This is a genomic window from Bacillus sp. 491mf (genome assembly GCF_900112415.1).
Lineage (GTDB): Bacteria > Bacillota > Bacilli > Bacillales > Bacillaceae_G > Bacillus_A.
On sequence record NZ_FOLV01000007.1, the window covers coordinates 1 to 20006 of the forward strand.

A 20006-nucleotide genomic window follows, 5' to 3' on the forward strand; every position below is an offset into this window, starting at 1 on the left:
TGTCAGGGGCGTGGGCGTCCTGCGATTCTGAGCGAGCCGCTTCCGCTTTTCTTAAGAAGTTAGGCGGGAGATAAACTGCTGGCATGCGCCCGATTGGTGAGGGCTGATAATCAGTGGGGGATGAAGAAAACCCCCACTGATTAAAGTTTCACTTTATTTTACAAACTGCAATTCTTTCGGGAACTTCGTTAAAATTTCCACGCCATCTTTTGTAACGTAAACATCATCTTCAATACGAACGCCGCCTACGTTTGGTACGTAAATACCTGGCTCGATTGTGAAGACCATTCCTTCGCGTAATGGAGAGTTGTTACCTTCTTTTACGTCTGGATATTCGTGAACGCTAATGCCAAGTCCATGACCAAGGCGGTGCGGGAATAAGTCACCGTAGCCAGCATCTGCGATTACTGAACGAGCAGCATGGTCGATTTCACTAAATGTTGCGCCTGGTTTACATGATTCAACAGCGTTTAATTGACCTTTTAATACAGTTTCATAGATATGTTTTTGTTCGTCTGAAATTTCGCCAAATGCAACTGTACGTGTAATATCAGAGCAATAACCGTCGATAATAACACCTAAGTCAAATAGAACGAAATCACCGCGCCCTATTTTGTTTGCACCAGGAACGCCGTGCGGAAGTGCAGAGTTTGCCCCTGTTAGTACCATTGTGTCAAAGGACATTTTATGTATGCCTTTTTTCTTTAATTCATGCTCAATTGTTGCAAGTACTTCAAGTTCACTGCGATTCTCTTGAATGGCATTTATCCCAATTTCAACTGCATAGTCAGCCATCGCAGCAGCTTCGCGTAAAATCGACAGTTCTTTTTCGTCTTTAATTAAGCGAAGTTCACGTACTTTTTCTTCAGCTGATCTGAAAGCTGCTTTTGGGAATAGTTGTGATAAGTGCTCGTAGCGCTCTACGTTTAAATGCTCTTTTTCAATTGCGACTGCACTTGCATCGATGCCGCGTGCTTCAATTGCTTTTGCAATCATATCCCATGGGTTGTCTGTATCTGTATATCCAATAATTTCATGAGTCCAGCCAGCGCCTCTTGCATGCCCTTCTTCCATTTTTGGACAAATTAACATCGGTTCTTTTTCTTGAAATACAAATAGACCTAGTAGTCTTTCATGCGGTTCACAGTGGAAGTTTGTCATATAGAAGACATTCGGTGTAGAAGTTAAGAATGCAGCCTCTGTATTTTTTTCTTGTAGCCATTGCATTAATTTTTCTAATCTAGTATTCATAGATTTGCACCTCCGAAATTTTGATTACATGTATAACTTTACATCGAATGAAAGTATTCTGACAAGCAAATCGATGTTTGAAAAGACAGGGAATTTCGAAATCATGTAGAATAAGAGGTGGAATATAAACAAGGGAGGAATAAATGAATGAAAGTATCTTATCACGGTCATTCTGTCGTAAAGATTGAAACGAATGGAAAGGTTATTTTAATTGATCCGTTTATTACAGGAAATCCGAAAACAGATTTAAAAGTAGAAGACGTAACAGTAGATGCGATTATCCTTTCTCATGGTCATGGTGATCACGTTGGGGATACAGTAGAACTTGCGAAGAAACATAATGCGGTTGTCGTGGCGCCGTTTGAACTAGCAACATTTTTAGGATGGCAGGGCGTGAATACACATCCGATGCATATCGGTGGCTCATATGTGTTTGATTTTGGAAAAGTGAAATTTACACAAGCATTTCATGGGTCAAGTTATATTGATGAAGAAAATCAGACAATTACATACACAGGAATGCCAGCTGGAATTTTATTTACCGCCGAGGAAAAAACAGTGTATCATGCAGGAGATACTGCGTTATTTTCTGATATGAAGTTAATCGGTTCTCTTAATAACATTGATTTAGCATTTTTACCAATTGGGGATAACTTTACAATGGGACCAGACGATGCCGCGCTCGCAGCAGAATGGATCGGGGCAAAAATCGTTGTGCCGATGCACTATAATACATCCCCAGTCATTCAACAAGATCCGCATCAATTTGTAGAGAAACTAACGAGCGGTGTAGGAAAAGTATTAGAAGCTGGGGAAGGAATTGAATTGTAAAAAAAGAAACCTTCATTTTGCGCGGCAAAGTGAAGGTTTTTAAATGTGAGAAGGGTATAATGTAAATGTTATATTTGTTATATCATTGTTAGATTGTGATGTGCCTACTTCTTCTGTTTCGTTTAATGCTATTGCTACTTTCTTTCCATCCACAAATGCTAATAATACCGCTCCGATAATGTTTAAAACTTTTTTCATATCATATCGCCCCTTTTCTCTTATTTCTTGTTTTTATTGTACGATAAGGAAATGAAACGAACCATCGAATGAGGTGACAAGGAAATTACATTATTGTAAGAAACTTGTATAGATTTGTTATAAAAAATAATAGTACAGATATAGGAACATGCAGTGTAACAGTTTTGGAAATATAGTATACTAAAAATACAACACATGAAGAATCTAGGGAAAAGAAAGTATGGTGAATTTTTTTGGCTACGAAACACAATCAAATTTTGGAATATATTAACAGTTTGCCGATTGGGCATAAAATTTCTGTGCGCCAAATTGCAAAAGAGCTCGGCGTGAGTGAAGGAACGGCGTATCGTGCGATTAAAGATGCGGAAAATAAAGGATATGTAAGTACAATTGAACGGGTCGGGACAATTCGTATTGAACAAAAGAAGAAAGAAAATATTGAAAAGCTAACATTTGCGGAAGTTGTTAATATTGTTGATGGTCAAGTACTTGGCGGAAGAGAAGGTCTACATAAAACGTTAAATAAATTTGTAATTGGAGCAATGAAACTAGAAGCGATGATGCGCTATACAGAAGCCGGAAACTTACTTATTATCGGAAACCGTACACAAGCACATCAATTAGCACTTGAAGAAGGAGCAGCTGTACTCATTACAGGTGGATTTGATACGGAAGAACATGTGAAGAAATTAGCAGATGAGTTAAAGCTTCCAATTATTTCGAGTAGCTATGATACATTTACAGTAGCCACGCTTATTAACCGTGCTATTTATGATCAGCTTATTAAAAAAGAAATTGTTCTTGTTGAAGATATTTTAACACCAATTGAAGAGACGATATGTTTACAGCCAAATGATACAGTAGAAAAATGGCATAAGTATAATGAAGAAACGATGCATGGACGTTATCCGATTGTAGATGAAGCAAATAAAGTACTCGGCATTGTAACATCAAAAGATATGATTGGTGTAGCAAAAGACACACCAATTGAAAAAGTAATGACAAAACAGCCGATTACTGTAAACGGAAAAATGTCTGTTGCCGCAGCGGCACGTATGATGGTGTGGGAAGGGATTGAGCTTCTTCCTGTTGTTGACGATAGTAATACATTGCAAGGCATTATTAGTCGTCAAGATGTGCTCCAAGCACTCCAAATGATTCAGCGTCAGCCGCAAGTTGGAGAAACGATTGATGATATTGTAACAAATCAATTTGTGAATCAGAAAGAAGCAAAACAAGATCACTCATATCATTTTTCTGTTACGCCGCAAATGACAAATTCGATTGGAACTTTGTCGTACGGCGTATTCACAACAATTGTGACAGAAGCGACCAATCGTGTCCTGCGCGCGCTGAAAAAAGGTGACATAATTGTTGAAAACTTAACCATTTACTTTGTAAAACCGGTTCAAATTGACAACATTGTATCCGTCCATCCGAAAGTATTAGAAATTGGACGTAAGTTTGCTAAGGTTGAAGTAGAAGTACATCACGAAAATAGTGTTGTTGGAAAAGCATTGCTTATGGTTCAATTGATTGATCGGTAAGAAGGGAGAGCGGTCTGAAAGGGCAGCTTTTCTTGTATAAATAGATATCTGAATCTTCCATTTTATGTGTTATAATGGAAGAAAAAGGAGGTCTTATTTATGTTATTTGCTAGTATCTTTTTCGGAAGTATTGCACTTTTTTACTTCCTCATTATGATTCCAATTCAATACTCCTATATATCTGGTTTGAAAGAACGAATGAAAAGAACAGGCCTCACGCAAAATGAGTTATATGAAAAGATGTCATTTGAAGAAGAACAAGCACATTTCAATTTGCAAGGAAGTTTGTTTAATTTACCGTCTGCGCTTGTTGCGAGTTATATATATAAATTGCGTCATCGTTAATAACAAAAGAAAAGCGTTCATCCTTTCAACGAATATTGCTGAAAGGATGAACGCTTTTTTATTTAACTGCAATGCCAAATTCACGCAAAGCAAGTGCTTGAAAAGTCTGTAGATCAATCGTTTGTTTCGATTTCTGCTTCCCTTTTGTTACGGTATACGTTTTGTCTGTTAGCGTAATGTGACCATCGTCTGTTCGCTTTGCAAGAAGTGGAGATTTATTGAATGGTGATTGTTCATGGTGGGTAATGATTTGTTGTGCGTTCTGTAAAGCTGTTTCATTAATTGGCGATGTGAAGAAGTCGTAGCCAATTTCTAAAGTGCCATTTTGATATTTTTCAAATGCATATTCTCCGAAAGTTGTTTTTTTCTTTTGAATGCGGTATTCACCTGTTGAAGACGTTATTGTTTCCCCTGTAAACGGAAGAGGTTGCAGAGCATGATGGGAACCGAAACCGACATCGATTAAATATGGCTGCCTGTCATGATGTAGCATCGTTGCAAAGTGTGTTTGGGTGAGGCGCTTTTCTTCGTTGTTAAAAACAGTCCCTCCAATTAAATGAACGTCGAATCCTAGTTCTTTTAAAGCGTAGTAAAATAAAGGATTCAGCTCATAGCAAACACCGCCGCGCCGGCTGTCTATAATCTTTCTTTTTAAATCTTTAAAGGTAAGATCAATGCTTTCATTTTGAATAATACTCATATTTTCAAATGGTACATGTTTCGCAAATTGAAATTGTAACGTACAAATATCTTCAAAAGTTACATCTTGCTTTTCATATTGAATCCGGTTGAAAAAATCGTTTAGAAAGGTGTTCATTTCATCTCACCTCATTATTTTTGTAACTGCTCAGCTTCTTGAATCGCAAGCGGTAAGAAATGCTTGTATTGGCGAATGCCGTTGTAGATACTAGCGCCCCCAACGATTACAAATAAAATGCCGACGATAATACGGGATGTTGAAATTTCTAGGAAAAATTGATTTACGCCAAATAAGGCAACAAATAAACCGAGTGCAATTGCTGATTTTCCTGCAAGCCATCCTTTCTCCATCGAACGGTTAGTGCGAAAATATTTCGTTTTGTAGAAGAGATATAACATAAATGTAACGATAATACAAAAGACTAATACTGGCATGACCCCAATCCCCCATCTATTTGTATGTTCTTTCTTTATTGTAATTCAATTCTCCCCCTGTATGAAGTGTTTTGAGCTATAATAGGAATAAATTGGCCGAAAAGGAGATTTTATATATGCATGAGAAAATTTTAGGAGCAATTAAGCAATTTGATACAATTATTATCCATCGTCATGTTCGTCCAGATCCAGATGCATTAGGTTCGCAGTGCGGTCTTGGTACGATGCTGCAAGAGTCGTTCCTGGAGAAAAAGATTTATATGGTAGGATACAACGAACCGTCTTTAGCGTACTTACACGTAATGGATGAAATTGATGATGCTACGTATGAAGAGGCGCTTGTCATTGTTTGTGATACAGCAAATCAAGAGCGTGTTTGCGATCAGCGTTATACAAAAGGAAAGCAATTAATTAAAATTGATCATCATCCGAATGAAGATCCGTACGGTGATATTGTTTGGGTAGATACAACATCAAGTTCTACAAGTGAACTGATTTATGAATTTTACTTATACGGCAAGGATAAAGGATTAACGTTATCAAAAGAAGCAGCACGTCTTATTTTAGCTGGTATCGTTGGTGATACAGGGCGTTTCTTATTCCCAAACACATCTGCTAAAACACTTCATTATGCATCTGAGCTTGTGGGAGTGGGCGTTGAATTCCCAGCATTATATGATGAAATGTATAAAACAAATGAGCGTATTGCACGTTTAAATGGTTACATTTTGCAAAACTTTACGATGACAGAAGAAGGTGCAGCTTACGTTAAACTAACAAAGGAAGTATTAGAGCAGTTTGATGTGCTTCCGTCTCAAGCTTCAGGAGTTGTTGGAGCTCTTGGAAATATTGAAGGATTAAAAGCGTGGGTTCTATTTTTAGAGGAAAAAGATGTGATTCGTGTTCGCCTTCGTTCAAAAGGTCCGGTCATTAATACGTTGGCAATGCGATATAACGGCGGAGGGCATCCGATGGCGTCCGGGGCAAAAGCTTTTTCTTGGGAAGAAGCGGACCGCATTTTTGCAGATTTACGTGAAGTGTGTAAATAACAAGAAAGGTAGAGGGGGCTCTACCTTTCTTGTTTTATTTTGACGCTAATTGTAAGTGTTGTGTCAAACGAAACCGTTTCGATTTCAAATCGATAGACACGGTCATAATATTTATATACTTTATTTTCAATGGCCTTTTTCAGTAGCTCTTTATTATTGGCGACGCTTCGAATATTTTGGGTGAGTAAGTGACGGAGATCATCGCGAATTGATGTCGTTAAAGTTTCAACGGTAAGAGAATTTAAATTATATTTCTCGTAATCGACAATTTCAATTTCAATTTCTTGAATGGTTAACATATTTTTATTTTCTTCATTTTCTTTCTTTTGATCTTCCGTGAGTACACGTAAATCTTCGGTTAGTTTTTTTATTTGTGCTTCTTGTGTTTCGAGTGTTTTAGTTTGTTCTTCTTGAAACACGCCGTATATGTATAAAAAAATAATCCAGCTTAAAATACCACCAACAGCCGCACCGCCTAAAAATAATTTCCAGCGATTAGAGAGCGAGCTTGGGAATTTCATATGTGCTCTTGTGTAATCCATTTAATAATCGTGAATCCTGTTTGCATACCGCCTGTAGCAAAAAAAATAAGGAGAATTTGTTTCACAATATCTTTTGTATCTCCTCCAAAAAAGCTGCGTTCAAAGCTATAAAATGTATCGAAAGTTCCGCCAATGGCAGCGACGAGAGCCCAAATTCGCAAATTCACTGCAAATTGCGTAATCATTGTGAGCGGTGGTTTTCCTACTAAAAAAGCACCGACTCCGCCAATTAATGAGCCACCTATCATAACACCAAGAGCAATAAAATAACTCGTAATGAGAAGAGAGAAAAAGCTTTGGTTCACTTCCATCATCATTCTCCTTTCTTTTTCAAGTATATGGACAAAGAAGGGGAAGTATGTTTTGATTTCACGTATAATAGGAAGTAGTCAAATAGATAAAGAGAGGGTATAAAAGTGAAGTTTGTGCATTTACAATGTCAAACCGTTTATAGTTTATTGAAAAGTGCTTGTAAAATAGATGAGCTTGTTCATCAAGCGAAAGAACTTGGATTTCCGGCATTAGCAATTACAGATGAAAATGTGATGTATGGTGTTATACCGTTTTATAAAGCGTGTAAAAAAGCGGGGATTCAGCCGATTATCGGTTTAACAGCTTCCATATGGAATGAAGAAGAGGAGCAGTCTTATCCGCTTGTTTTACTGGCTGAAAACGAAACAGGCTACCTTAATTTACTTAAAATTTCTAGCAGCATTATGACAAAGTCAAAAGAGGGTATTCCAAAGAAATGGCTTGCGCATTATGCGGGGGGATTAATTGCGATTTCTCCAGGAAAAGAAGGGGAAATTGAAAAACTTTTATTGCAAGGGAAACATGAGGCTGCTGCGGAAGTAGCAAATATGTATAAACAAATATTTGCCAGCTTTTATATAAGCGTGCAGCACCATGCTGTTCAAGAGGAATTGTTGCTGCAAGAAGAGCTTCTACCATTTGCAAAGCAGCTTGATATTTTGATTGTGGCGACAAATGATATTCGTTATGTAAAACAAAGTGATGCGATTGTGCAGGAGTGTTTATTATCAGTTCATAGCGGGACGAAAATGGCTGATTCAGAAAGACCGCGTTTGCAGACTGATCAATACTATATGAAATCAGCATCTGAAATGGAGGCGTTATTTGCCTCAATTCCTGAAGCGGTTCAAAACACATTAAGTATTGCTAAGCGTTGTCACGTAGAAATTCCGTTTCAGACAAATCAACTGCCGAAGTTTCCAGTACCAACAAATGAATCATCTGATCAATTTTTACGCCGCCTTTGTGAAGAAGGATTGCATAAGCGTTATGAAATTGTGAATGATGTGCATAAAGCGCGTTTAAATCATGAACTGCATACTATTTCTCGAATGGGATTTAGTGATTATTTTCTTATTGTATGGGACTTTATGAAATACGCTCATGAGCATGGTATTTTAACAGGGCCAGGCCGTGGTTCGGCAGCTGGGTCACTTGTATCTTATGTGCTCGAAATTACGGATATCGACCCGATTCAATACAATTTACTATTTGAACGGTTCTTAAATCCAGAGCGCGTTACACTTCCTGATATCGATATTGATTTTCCAGATATTCGCCGCGATGAAATGATTCGTTATGTGAAAAATAAGTACGGAGAACTGCGCGTTGCTCAAATTGTAACGTTTGGAACACTAGCAGCAAAAGCGGCAATTCGTGATATTGCAAGGGTAATGGGACTGCCGCCAAATGAAATTGATATTTTTTCAAAACATATTCCGTCTAAAGTCGGGATTACATTAGAAGAAGCTTACACAGAATCGCCATCGTTACAAAGTTACCTACAAAGTAACCTAGTTTTTCAAAGAGTATTTGATATTGCAAAGCGTGTAGAAGGTTTGCCGCGTCATACATCGATTCATGCCGCTGGAGTAATTATGAGTGAAGCTCCGCTTACAAATAGTGTTGCCATTCAAGGCGGTCACGATGATGTATACGTCACGCAATATCCAGCAGAAGTATTAGAAGAACTTGGTCTGTTAAAAATGGATTTTCTTGGTCTGCGTAATTTAACATTGCTTGAAAATATTCGCATGTTTATTGCGAAGACAACGGGGACAAGTTTAGATCTACGGAAATTGCCTCTTCAAGATACAAATACATTTGCACTCCTTGGACGAGGGGATACGACAGGGATCTTTCAGCTTGAATCAAGTGGAATGCGCAATGTTCTGCGTTCGTTAAAACCGAATGAATTTGAAGATATTGTTGCGGTTAACGCATTATATCGCCCGGGACCGATGGAGCAAATTCCAGTTTTTATTGATTCCAAACATGGGAAACGTGCTATTCATTATTTGCATCCTGATTTGAAACCGATTTTAGAAAATACGTATGGTGTTATCGTTTATCAAGAACAAATCATGCAAATTGCTTCCCGTTTAGCAGGATTTTCTCTTGGTGAGGCTGATTTATTACGCCGCGCTGTAAGTAAGAAAAATCGTGATATTTTAGACGAAGAGCGCATGCATTTCGTGAAGGGATGCTTGCAAAATGGGTATGATGAAGAAACGGCCCAGAAAATTTATGATTTAATTGTTCGATTTGCCAATTATGGATTCAACCGAAGTCATGCAGTTGCTTATAGTATGATTGGCTATCAGCTTGCGTATTTAAAAGCAAATTATCCGCTTCAATTTATGACGGCATTATTATCAAGCGCAATTGGAAATGAAGAGAAGATTGTGCAATATGTTAGGGAAACGAAGCGGAAAGGATTTCGTGTTTTACCGCCGTCTCTTCATAAGAGCGGTTATGAGTTTCAAGTGGAAGGAAATGCAATTCGGTATAGTTTACTTGCGATTCGCAATGTAGGGATGGCAACTGTAAATGCTTTAATTGAAGAAAGAAATAAAAAGCCATTTCAAGATTTATTTGCGTTTTGTTTGCGCATGCCAGCGAAATTTGTGACAGAGCGCAATTTAGAAACGATGGTTTGGGCTGGTTGTTTTGATGATTTTAACGTTTCGCGTTCCGCTTTATGTAATAGTATTAAAGGTGCGTTAGAATACGCGAGCTTAGCACGGGAAATTGGTGAGGAGCTTGTGCCGAAGTCGGAGTATGCACAAGAGGCAGAACTAACGTTTATAGAACAGTTAAATAAAGAAAAAGAAGCGCTAGGCTATTATTTAACAAGTTACCCAACTGCCCAGTACGCAAAGCTTGTTAAGGAATTAGAAATCCCGACACTTGCAGAGACGATGAAACAGCAAAGAAAAGTACAACGGGCAATTGTATATTTGACAAATATAAAAGTGATTCGGACGAAAAAATTACAAAAGATGGCGTTTATCACGTTTTGTGATCAAAATCATGAAATGGAAGGGGTTGTATTTCCAGAAACGTATATCCATTTTGCAGAGCGATTACATGAAGGAGCAATTGTTTTAATAGAAGGGAAAATTGAACAGCGAAACAATAAGCTCCAATGGATTGTAAATGGCTTGTATCCATTAGAGACGATGGATACTTACGAGGAAATGAAAGACGCTTCTATTTACGTGAAAATCCCATCACAGTATGAGAAAAGACTGTTAAACAATGTCACAAAAATATTGTTTAACTATTCAGGTTTTGCGAAAGTACTAATTTATTATGAAAAAGAGCATAAGATGGTACAATTATCACGTAGCTTATCCATTCATCCAAGTGAAGAATGTTTACAAGCGCTTTATGAGATAGTCGGTAAGGAAAATATCGTTGTAAAAATATAATGGACAATTTCCTACCATTTCGATTATAGTAGTAATAGCGTTCGTGGTCAGACCACCTTGGAGAATGAATTAACATTATGCAGCAAGAAAATATGAGGAGAGTGGATCGTTTGTCAACACTTCGTGAAGAAGCACTTCACATGCATAGAGTGCATCAAGGAAAACTAGAAACAGTATCAAAAGTAAAGGTAGAAAATGCAAAGGATTTAAGTCTTGCGTATTCTCCAGGGGTTGCAGAACCATGTAAAGTTATTTATGACGATAAGAGCAAGGTATACGAATATACAATGAAGGGCAATATGGTAGCAGTTGTAACAGATGGAACGGCTGTATTAGGTCTTGGAAATATTGGACCGGAAGCATCACTTCCTGTTATGGAAGGTAAAGCTGTATTATTTAAGAGCTTTGCTGGCGTAGATGCATTTCCAATTGCTTTAAATACAAATGATGTAGATAAAATTGTTGAAACTGTAAAATTAATGGAGCCAACTTTTGGTGGCGTAAACTTAGAAGATATTGCAGCACCAAACTGCTTTATTATTGAAGAGCGTTTGAAAAAAGAAACAAATATTCCTGTATTCCACGATGATCAGCACGGAACAGCAATTGTAACAGTAGCAGGTCTTGTGAATGCATTAAAGCTAGTTGGAAAGAAAATGTCTGATATTAAAGTTGTTGCAAACGGTGCTGGGGCAGCGGGTATTGCAATTATTAAACTTTTATATCGCTACGGTGTACGCGACATTATTATGTGCGATACGAAAGGTGCGATTTTTGAAGGAAGATCTGTCGGTATGAATCCTGTGAAAAATGAAGTTGCAAAATATACGAATAAAAATCGTGTAGAAGGTTCATTAGCAGAAGTGATTCAAGATGCAGATGTGTTCATCGGTGTATCTGCAGAAGGCGCATTAACACAAGAAATGGTCCGTACTATGAACGAAGATGCAATTATCTTTGCGATGGCGAATCCAAATCCAGAAATTATGCCAGACATGGCAAAAGCAGCTGGAGCGGCAGTTGTAGGTACGGGGCGTTCAGATTTCCCAAACCAAGTAAACAACGTGTTAGCTTTCCCGGGTATTTTCCGTGGTGCTCTTGATGTACATGCAACGCAAATTAACGAAGAAATGAAAGTTGCAGCAGTAAAAGCTATTGCTGAACTTGTATCGGAAGAAGAGTTAAGTGCTGATTATATTATTCCAGCTCCGTTTGATGTACGCGTAGCACCGCAAGTAGCAGCGTATGTTGCAAAGGCGGCTATGGAAACAGGTGTTGCTCGCCGTCAAGTTGATCCACAAGAAGTGGCTGAAAGAACGAGAAATCTAGCGATTATCGGCAAAGAATAAGCGAGGAATGCTCATTGACATCATCACAAACAAAAGTATATCTAGAAATAGTGAAAAAAATCCGTTTGATCATACAAGAGGATGGACTAAAGGCGGGCGACCGCCTTCCATCTGAACGTGAGCTAAGTGCACGTTTAAATGTCGGGCGCTCCTCTGTTCGTGAAGCGCTCAGATCGTTAGAACTAGTAGGCCTAATTGAAACGCGGCGCGGTGAAGGAACGTTCATTCGAAACTTTTATGAAAACGGCTTGGTGCAATTAATTGCACCGTTCGTATTACAAGATGAAAAGACACGGCAGGATTTGTTACAAGTGAAAGAATTGCTTGAAAAAGATGCGATTCGTGTTTTATGCCAGAAAGAGGCGGAAAACAACTTAGAGGCGCTTCAAAACATTTTTTCTGATGAACAATCATCTATCTCGGTATTTCATCAAATCTTTTTAAAAACGCTTGTAGAACAAGTTGATAATTATTTAATGTATCGTGTTTGGATGATTGTACATGACTACGCTTCGACGCTTTCTTATGATGTTCATTTAAACGCGCGAGAGTTACATGAAAAGCTATATATAGCATTACAGAATAAACAAGAACAAACAGCATTAGAGTTTTATGATGCAATAATGGAAAATATACAGTTTCATTTGTAGATCTACCTTGCTTATACATGTATGAATGAGCAAGAGTTTACTTTATACAAAATTTGTCGAAATAACCATGACACGTTCTGACACAAATTCTACAAGATAACGTTTAAAGTTAAACGTAAAGAGACGGGTTATAAGGCAAATTGAGAAAATAAGGCTAACACCAATTGATTTAGGTGTTAGCCCCATTTTCTTACTCGTTAACCTTAGCTCTTTTATCACCTAAAGGAGGGTCAAACTTTGCTACGAGATTTATTCCTAAAGAAGAAAAAGTATGCTGCAATTCCTTCAGAGCAGGTACGAAAAGATGTACCGGACGGTGTCATGACAAAATGTCCGAAATGTAAAAAAATCATGTATACGAAAGAACTTCTGAAAAATTTAAAAGTCTGTGTGAACTGTGGCTATCATCACCCGATGAATGCATGGGAGCGCCTTGAAAGTTTGCTAGATGAAAATTCATTTCGTGAATATGACAAAGAAATGATTTCGGCGAACCCGCTTCAATTCCCTGGCTATGAGGAGAAACTCGAGAGTGATCGTAAAAAAACCGGATTAAATGAAGCGGTTGTGACAGGAGAAGGAACAATCGAAGATATGCTGGTTGTTGTTGCGGTTATGGATTCAAGGTTTCGAATGGGAAGCATGGGCTCTGTTGTAGGTGAAAAAATTGCGCGTGCTGTTGAAAAAGCATATGAAATGAAAGCGCCGTTTCTTATTTTTACTGCATCAGGCGGAGCTCGTATGCAAGAGGGTATTTTAAGCTTAATGCAAATGGCGAAAACAAGTATAGCTTTGAAAAAACATAGCAATGCAGGTGGTTTATTCATTTCGATTATGACGCATCCAACGACGGGCGGGGTTTCTGCAAGCTTTGCTTCACTTGGTGATTACAATTTAGCAGAACCTGGTGCATTAATTGGGTTTGCTGGTCGTCGTGTAATTGAACAGACGGTTCGTGAGGAATTGCCAGAGGATTTCCAAACGGCAGAGTTTTTATTAGATCACGGACAATTAGATGCAGTTGTGCATCGCAATGATATGAGAGACACGCTCCGCAAGATTTTAGAAGTTCATCAAGGGGAGGAAGTGGCGTCATGGCAGAATTAGAATTTGAAAAACCAGTTGTTGAGTTAAGAAATAAAATTAGCGAGTTAAAAGAATATACGCAAAACAGCCAGGTGGATTTCAGTGAAGAAATTCATATCTTAGAAGGCAAATTAGAGCATTTAGAAGAAGAAATATACGGAAACATGAAAGTATGGGACCGTGTTCAAATTGCTCGTCATGCTGAAAGACCGACAACACTGGATTACATCCAGCACCTATTTACTGACTTTTTTGAATGTCATGGTGATCGCTTATTTGGTGATGATGCAGCGATTGTTGGCGGGATTGCAAAATATAATGGGATGCCTGTTACAGTAATTGGTCATCAACGCGGGAAAGATACGAAAGAAAATATTCGCCGTAATTTCGGGATGCCTCATCCAGAGGGGTATCGTAAAGCGTTGCGCCTTATGAAACAAGCTGAAAAATTTAATCGCCCAATCATCTGTTTCGTTGATACAAAAGGTGCATATCCAGGAAAGGCAGCTGAAGAGCGTGGACAAAGTGAAGCAATTGCACGCAATTTATTTGAAATGGCTGGACTGACTGTACCTGTTATTTGTATTGTAATCGGTGAAGGTGGAAGTGGCGGTGCATTAGGTCTTGGTGTAGGTAATTATGTACACATGCTAGAAAACTCCACATATTCGGTTATTTCGCCTGAAGGAGCAGCGACAATTCTTTGGAAAGATGCCACGAAATCAAAAGAAGCTGCAGAAACGATGAAAATTACAGCGGCTAATTTGAAAGAATTAGGTGTCATTGATGAAATTATCCCAGAAGCTCGCGGCGGTGCACATCGTGACGTAGTGAAGCAAGCGGAATATATGAATCGAACATTGCAGAAAACATTCCAACAATTAGAAGGCGTTTCGAAAGACCAACTAGTTGAAAATCGCTATAAAAAATTTATGAAAATTGGGCAAGTTTCGTTTTCAAACGCTTCCATTGGGGTAAAATAGAAAAAGCGTGCGTTCCATATCGCGAATGCACGTTTTTCTTATGAAAAGACACATCTTCTCCATTGTAATTCTATGTTTTTTCATGTTATTTTATTATAAGGCAAATAATCTTTATGAGGTGAGTACTAATGAAACGTATTGGTGTCTTGACAAGTGGTGGAGATTCACCTGGAATGAACGCTGCTATTCGTGCGGTTGTTCGTAAAGCGATATATCATGATCTAGAAGTGTATGGTATCTATCACGGATACGCAGGATTAATTTCTGGTCATATTGAGAAACTAGAATTAGGTTCTGTAGGCGATATTATTCATCGCGGCGGGACAAAATTATATACAGCAAGATGTCCTGAGTTTAAAGAATTAGAAGGACAATTAAAAGGAATTGAGCAATTAAAGAAATTTGGTATTGAAGGACTTGTTGTTATCGGCGGAGATGGTTCTTACCAAGGTGCGAAAAAGTTAACAGAGCACGGTTTCCCATGTGTTGGTGTGCCTGGCACAATCGATAATGATATTCCTGGTACGGATTTCACAATTGGATTTGATACAGCTTTAAATACTGTTATCGATGCAATTGATAAAATTCGTGATACAGCTACATCCCATGAACGTACATATGTAATTGAGGTAATGGGTCGTCATGCAGGCGACATCGCATTATGGGCTGGTTTAGCAGACGGTGCAGAAACAATTTTAATTCCAGAAGAAGATTATGATATGGATGATGTAATCGCTCGTCTAAAACGCGGTAGTGAGCGCGGAAAGAAACATAGTATTATCGTTGTAGCTGAAGGTGTTGGCAGCGCGATTGAAATCGGTAAACAAATCGAAGAAGCGACTAGTTTTGATACACGCGTAACAGTATTAGGTCACGTACAACGCGGAGGATCTCCAAGTGCGATGGACCGTGTACTAGCGAGCCGTCTTGGTGCAAGAGCAGTTGAGCTTTTATTAGAAGAAAAAGGTGGTCGCTGCGTAGGTATTCAAAATAACCAACTTGTTGACCATGATATTATCGAAGCATTATCGAAAAAACATGAAATTGATGCAGAGATGTATCAGTTATCAAAAGAATTATCTATTTAATTGGTGTAATATTAAGTAAATGGTAACGTTTTCATAAATCTTTGGAGGTGCGGTATGCGCAAAACTAAAATTGTATGTACAATTGGTCCCGCTAGTGAAAGTATTGAGAAGTTAGAAGAATTAATCGGAGCAGGTATGAACGTTTGTCGTTTAAACTTCTCTCACGGTAGTCATGAGGAGCATGGATTACGCATTAAAACGATTCGTGAGGCTGCAAAGAAAACAGGTAAAACTGTAGCAATCTTACTTGATACAAAAGGTCCAGAAATTCGTACGCATGACTTTGTAGACGGACAAGCTGAACTAAAAACAGGTGAAGAAGTTGTTATTTCTACAGAGCAAGTGTTAGGAACTGCTGAAAAGTTTTCTGTAACTTACGCAGGACTTTATGACGATGTAGACCCAGGTTCTCGTATTCTAATTGATGACGGTCTTATCGAGTTAGAGGTAATTGAAAAAGCAAACGGTGATATCCGCACAAAAGTATTAAACAGCGGTATGGTAAAAAATAAAAAAGGTGTAAACGTACCGAACGTAAGCATTAAGCTTCCTGGTATTACAGAAAAAGATATTCAAGACATCGTCTTCGGTATCGAGCAAGGTGTTGACTTCATTGCAGCTTCTTTCGTACGTAAAGCATCTGACGTATTAGAAATTCGTGAGCTATTAGAAGCACACGGTGCAGGATACATTCAAATTATTCCAAAAATCGAGAACCAAGAAGGTATCGATAATATCGACTCTATCCTAGAAGTTTCTGACGGTTTAATGGTAGCGCGCGGTGATATGGGTGTAGAAATTCCACCAGAAGAAGTGCCGTTAGTACAAAAGCGTCTAATTAAAAAATGTAACGTACTAGGAAAGCCGGTTATTACTGCAACACAAATGTTAGATTCTATGCAACGTAACCCTCGTCCGACGCGCGCAGAAGCAAGTGACGTAGCGAACGCTATTTTCGATGGTACAGATGCAATTATGCTTTCTGGTGAAACAGCAGCAGGCTTATACCCAGTTGAAGCAGTAAAAATGATGGCAAATATTGCACTTCGTGTTGAAAAATCATTGCAATATGAAGATATGTTCCAAAAACGTCTTAAAGAGCAATCTTACACAATTACAGATGCAATTAGCCAATCTGTTGCACATACAGCTCTTGCACTTGATGTAGCGGCAATTGTAGCTCCTACAGAAAGTGGTTATACTGCAAAAATGATTTCTAAATATCGTCCGAAATCTCCAATTGTAGCTGTAACATCTAATGAACAAGTACGTCGTCGTCTTGCGCTATCTTGGGGTGTACAAGCGTTTATGGCAGAAGAAAAAGCAAAATCTACGGATGAAATGTTAGAAACAGCGATTCAAACAGCTATGGATGCAGACATGATCGGTCTTGGTGAAACAGTTGTAATCACTGCTGGTGTACCGCTTGCTGAAACTGGTACAACAAACTTAATGAAAATTCATGTTGTTGGCGAACAAATCGCTAAAGGACAAGGGATTGGTCGTAAATCAGCAAAAGGTAAAGTTGTTGTAGCGAAAACAGCTGAGGAAGCATTAGCGAACGTAACAGAAGGTTCTGTTCTTGTTACAGTAAGCACTGATAAAGATATGATTCCTGCGATTGAAAAAGCAGCAGCACTTGTTGTAGAAGAAGGCGGTTTAACAAGCCATGCAGCGGTTGTTGGCGTATCAATTGGTATTCCAGTTATCGTTGGTGTAACAACTGCAACTGCTACGCTAAAAAGTGGCCAAGAAGTAACAGTTGATGCGGCGCGTGGAATTGTATATAATGGACATGCGGAAGTGCTATAAGTAATAATATGTGGAGAAGGATATGAATCCTTCTCTTTTTTTTACAAAATTTGAAGATTTGTAAAAATGAAAATGACATGAAAAGCTTTTTCTTTTTAGGTGGGCAAGAGTAACTGGCCATGCGTAGAAGTGGTCAGGGCCTATTTCTGCAACATGAGAAGTTTAAAACAAAGGGAAGAAGCGAGAGCGGGTCATGTTGTGTTTTGCATAGCAGCGATTTATATAGAAAAAGAGGTGATAGGAATGAAAGTGTTTCTTTTTTTGTTTATTTTAATTCCGGCGTTAGAAATTACGATGCTGATCGGATCGGGCCGGTGGATTGGGTTATTGCCGACGTTTTGTGTGATTGTGCTAACGGGTATCGTTGGAGCGTATATAGCAAAGCGTCAAGGGTTAGCGGTATGGAGAGATATTCAATATCGACTCAGTAGAGGGGAACTTCCAGGCGATGCGGTATTGGATGCGATTTGTATATTTGTTGGTGGTATACTTTTAATGGTTCCTGGCTATATAACAGATTGTGTTGGAATCGTTTTATTGATTCCGGCAGCGAGAAAACCGGTGAAATATATGATAATCAAATGGATGGAACGAAAAATAAATCGAAACAATACAATTATCGTACAAAAATAACGCTTGAAGGAGAAAAACTCTTCAAGCGTTATTTTTTGTCGGAAAAACAGATGTATATTTATTCATTTGTAGAAAGATGGAGAAAAGTATAGTATTTTTATTCATTTTTATAAATAAAAAAACAAGGAGGGGATTCTCCTTGTTTTAAGTGGTTTTTATTAGTGAAGCGATGTTTTTCTTTATCCCGTGTTAACCGGCAGTAATACTCCCCCCTCAAAATTCGGCGAAACGACCGAAGATTCTGAGCGAGCCGCTTCCGCTTTTCTTAAGAAGTTAGGTGGGAGATAAACTGCCCATCAAAGCCCGATTGGTGATGGCTGATAATCAGTGGGGGGATGAAGAAAACCCCACTGATTAAAGTTTCACTTTATCCTTTTATAAATTTCCAAAGGTCTTTAAATACATTTGCTTTATGCAATGTATTTAATAAAACGAGCGTTACAGGACCAATAATTAATCCTAAAAAACCAAATAGTTTAAATCCGATAAATAAAGAAAATAATGTTGGTAGTGGATCAAGCCCAATGTTAGATGATAATACCTTTGGCTCCATTAATTGCCGCTGTACAATGACAACGATATATAAAATAAGTAAACCAAGTGCAAAGGCGGTATCTCCTGTAATGAATACATAAATAATCCATGGAACGAAAACAGCTCCTGTTCCTAAATATGGAAGTAAATCAACAAATCCTGTAACAAGGGCAATCGTAATTGCATATGGTACACGCAAAATTAATAGCCCGATTAGAACGATAATGGTCGTCATAGATATAAGTGTAAATTGTGCTTTTACAAAGCCAAACAAAGCTTTTCGTAAATCCACAAAAATTGTTTTTCCATAACCGTGTAATCGATTCGGTAATAACTTTTCTATTTTACGGGCAAGGCGGTGCCAGTCATAACTAATAAAGAATGTAGCCAACAAAACGAATACGAGAACGGTTAAGGTGGTTGGGAGAGCGCTAATGAAGTTTGTTAATCCGCTTATAATGGCTGTCAAAATAGATTTCATTTGCTGCGTTGCTTCTGTGCCGAGATTTTGAATGTTTGTTGTAATCGTACTTTGTTGTGTTGCGCCGAGATGGTTAAATTTAGCGATCAAATCGTTGTAGAGTGGCATAATATTGGTAAGAGCAAATTCCTGTAAATATTGAACTAGAGATGGGAATTTCTCTGGTACGATTTGTAACAAATATGTTGTTGCGGAAATCGCTTCTGTTACAAGATACGTAACGAGCCCAACGATGGCGCCAAACACAAGGATGAGGCTAATAAATACGGACAAAGCACGAGGAAATCGTAGTTTTTGATCAAGAAAGTTTACAACTGGATTGATCAAATACGCAATTGCAAAAGCGATAATAAATGGGTAGACAAGACCTGCTGTATACAACAGCGCGCAAACTCCAAATATAGTTGCTGCAATAACAAAGAGAAGTCGAAGTGCTATGTAGAGTGAATTTCGATTCAAAGGTGTTTCCCCTCCTCCATGAAAATGTTACGTATGAGCGAAGCTTGTGTAATCATTCACTTGAAAATATATATCAAATAATGAGATGCTTTCATGCCACTTTTGTAAATGGTATGATGTAATATAGGTTTTTTCTTTCTTATTTTACCTTTTTCTTATAAGAAAGAAAAGGAAAGCGATCACTTTTGGTGTAAGTGGAAACGATTCTCTATTTGAAGAGTGAATTCCTCTTTTTATTTTAGAAAAGGGGTACATTTGAGATCTCTTCATTATTTTCAGAAAGGATGT

Annotated in this window: 19 protein-coding genes; 12 read left to right on the forward strand and 7 right to left on the reverse strand. The window is 38.2% G+C overall.

Features of this window, described 5'->3' with window-relative positions; all coding sequences use genetic code 11:
• Positions 1–153: 153 nt before the first annotated feature.
• A complete protein-coding gene (gene pepQ, locus BM211_RS09125) occupies positions 154–1251 on the reverse strand; it encodes a Xaa-Pro dipeptidase (protein WP_035431799.1) in 1098 nt (365 codons plus the stop codon).
• A gap of 147 nt (positions 1252–1398) precedes the next feature.
• Here pepQ and BM211_RS09130 point away from each other — a divergent pair, with 147 nt between their 5' ends.
• Positions 1399–2082, forward strand: a complete 684-nt coding sequence (locus BM211_RS09130) for a metal-dependent hydrolase (RefSeq protein WP_035431797.1) — start codon at positions 1399–1401, stop codon at positions 2080–2082.
• Between the two features lie 39 nt (positions 2083–2121).
• On the opposite strand, the gene BM211_RS26415 is transcribed toward BM211_RS09130, so the two are convergent.
• On the reverse strand, positions 2122–2280 hold the full coding sequence (locus tag BM211_RS26415) for a hypothetical protein (RefSeq protein WP_177206906.1): 159 nt from the start codon (positions 2278–2280) through the stop codon (positions 2122–2124).
• 233 nt (positions 2281–2513) lie between these two features.
• Here BM211_RS26415 and BM211_RS09135 point away from each other — a divergent pair, with 233 nt between their 5' ends.
• Together BM211_RS09135 and BM211_RS09140 are read left to right on the forward strand one after the other, a co-directional pair.
• Positions 2514–3827, forward strand: a complete 1314-nt coding sequence (locus BM211_RS09135) for a CBS domain-containing protein (protein WP_035431796.1) — start codon at positions 2514–2516, stop codon at positions 3825–3827.
• A gap of 99 nt (positions 3828–3926) precedes the next feature.
• A complete protein-coding gene (locus tag BM211_RS09140) occupies positions 3927–4172 on the forward strand; it encodes a DUF3949 domain-containing protein (RefSeq protein WP_035431794.1) in 246 nt (81 codons plus the stop codon).
• A gap of 58 nt (positions 4173–4230) precedes the next feature.
• On the opposite strand, the gene BM211_RS09145 is transcribed toward BM211_RS09140, so the two are convergent.
• Together BM211_RS09145 and BM211_RS09150 are read right to left on the reverse strand one after the other, a co-directional pair.
• Positions 4231–4989 carry an arylamine N-acetyltransferase family protein gene (locus BM211_RS09145; RefSeq protein WP_035431792.1) on the reverse strand — a complete coding sequence of 253 codons (759 nt, stop codon included), beginning with the start codon at positions 4987–4989 and terminating at the stop codon, positions 4231–4233.
• A gap of 14 nt (positions 4990–5003) precedes the next feature.
• Entirely contained in the window at positions 5004–5306 is a 303-nt protein-coding gene (locus tag BM211_RS09150; protein WP_035431790.1) for a YtpI family protein, read from the reverse strand.
• 116 nt (positions 5307–5422) lie between these two features.
• Between BM211_RS09150 and BM211_RS09155 the strand changes: the two genes are divergently transcribed.
• Positions 5423–6355: a DHH family phosphoesterase gene (locus tag BM211_RS09155; RefSeq protein WP_090996576.1), complete on the forward strand. Its 933-nt coding sequence runs from the start codon at positions 5423–5425 to the stop codon at positions 6353–6355.
• A gap of 20 nt (positions 6356–6375) precedes the next feature.
• On the opposite strand, the gene ytrI is transcribed toward BM211_RS09155, so the two are convergent.
• A complete protein-coding gene (gene ytrI / locus BM211_RS09160) occupies positions 6376–6876 on the reverse strand; it encodes a sporulation membrane protein YtrI (RefSeq protein ID WP_090996579.1) in 501 nt (166 codons plus the stop codon).
• The gene (locus tag BM211_RS09165; RefSeq protein WP_090996582.1) at positions 6873–7214 is read right to left on the reverse strand and encodes a sporulation membrane protein YtrH; all 342 of its coding nucleotides are present in this window, start codon (positions 7212–7214) and stop codon (positions 6873–6875) included. The genes ytrI and BM211_RS09165 overlap by 4 nt, the downstream gene beginning before the upstream one ends.
• 99 nt (positions 7215–7313) lie before the next feature.
• On the opposite strand from BM211_RS09165, the gene dnaE reads away from it, so the two are divergent.
• From dnaE to BM211_RS09205, 8 genes are all read left to right on the forward strand, one after another.
• Positions 7314–10643 carry a DNA polymerase III subunit alpha gene (gene dnaE / locus BM211_RS09170; RefSeq protein ID WP_035431784.1) on the forward strand — a complete coding sequence of 1110 codons (3330 nt, stop codon included), beginning with the start codon at positions 7314–7316 and terminating at the stop codon, positions 10641–10643.
• 92 nt (positions 10644–10735) lie between these two features.
• Positions 10736–11992 carry an NADP-dependent malic enzyme gene (locus BM211_RS09175; RefSeq protein WP_177206908.1) on the forward strand — a complete coding sequence of 419 codons (1257 nt, stop codon included), beginning with the start codon at positions 10736–10738 and terminating at the stop codon, positions 11990–11992.
• Between the two features lie 14 nt (positions 11993–12006).
• Positions 12007–12642, forward strand: a complete 636-nt coding sequence (locus tag BM211_RS09180) for a FadR/GntR family transcriptional regulator (protein ID WP_035431780.1) — start codon at positions 12007–12009, stop codon at positions 12640–12642.
• 237 nt (positions 12643–12879) lie between these two features.
• Positions 12880–13749, forward strand: coding sequence for an acetyl-CoA carboxylase, carboxyltransferase subunit beta (gene accD, locus BM211_RS09185; RefSeq protein WP_035431778.1), 870 nt, complete (start codon positions 12880–12882; stop codon positions 13747–13749).
• On the forward strand, positions 13737–14711 hold the full coding sequence (gene accA / locus BM211_RS09190) for an acetyl-CoA carboxylase carboxyl transferase subunit alpha (RefSeq protein WP_035431776.1): 975 nt from the start codon (positions 13737–13739) through the stop codon (positions 14709–14711). The genes accD and accA overlap by 13 nt, the downstream gene beginning before the upstream one ends.
• 128 nt (positions 14712–14839) lie before the next feature.
• A complete protein-coding gene (gene pfkA, locus BM211_RS09195; protein ID WP_035431774.1) occupies positions 14840–15799 on the forward strand; it encodes a 6-phosphofructokinase in 960 nt (319 codons plus the stop codon).
• A 54-nt stretch (positions 15800–15853) separates the two neighbouring features.
• The gene (pyk, locus tag BM211_RS09200) at positions 15854–17611 is read left to right on the forward strand and encodes a pyruvate kinase (RefSeq protein WP_035431772.1); all 1758 of its coding nucleotides are present in this window, start codon (positions 15854–15856) and stop codon (positions 17609–17611) included.
• 243 nt (positions 17612–17854) lie between these two features.
• Positions 17855–18244, forward strand: a complete 390-nt coding sequence (locus BM211_RS09205) for an FxsA family protein (RefSeq protein WP_035431811.1) — start codon at positions 17855–17857, stop codon at positions 18242–18244.
• A gap of 367 nt (positions 18245–18611) precedes the next feature.
• Here BM211_RS09205 and ytvI read toward each other — a convergent pair whose 3' ends face one another.
• The gene (gene ytvI, locus BM211_RS09210; protein WP_035431770.1) at positions 18612–19718 is read right to left on the reverse strand and encodes a sporulation integral membrane protein YtvI; all 1107 of its coding nucleotides are present in this window, start codon (positions 19716–19718) and stop codon (positions 18612–18614) included.
• Positions 19719–20006: the final 288 nt, after the last annotated feature.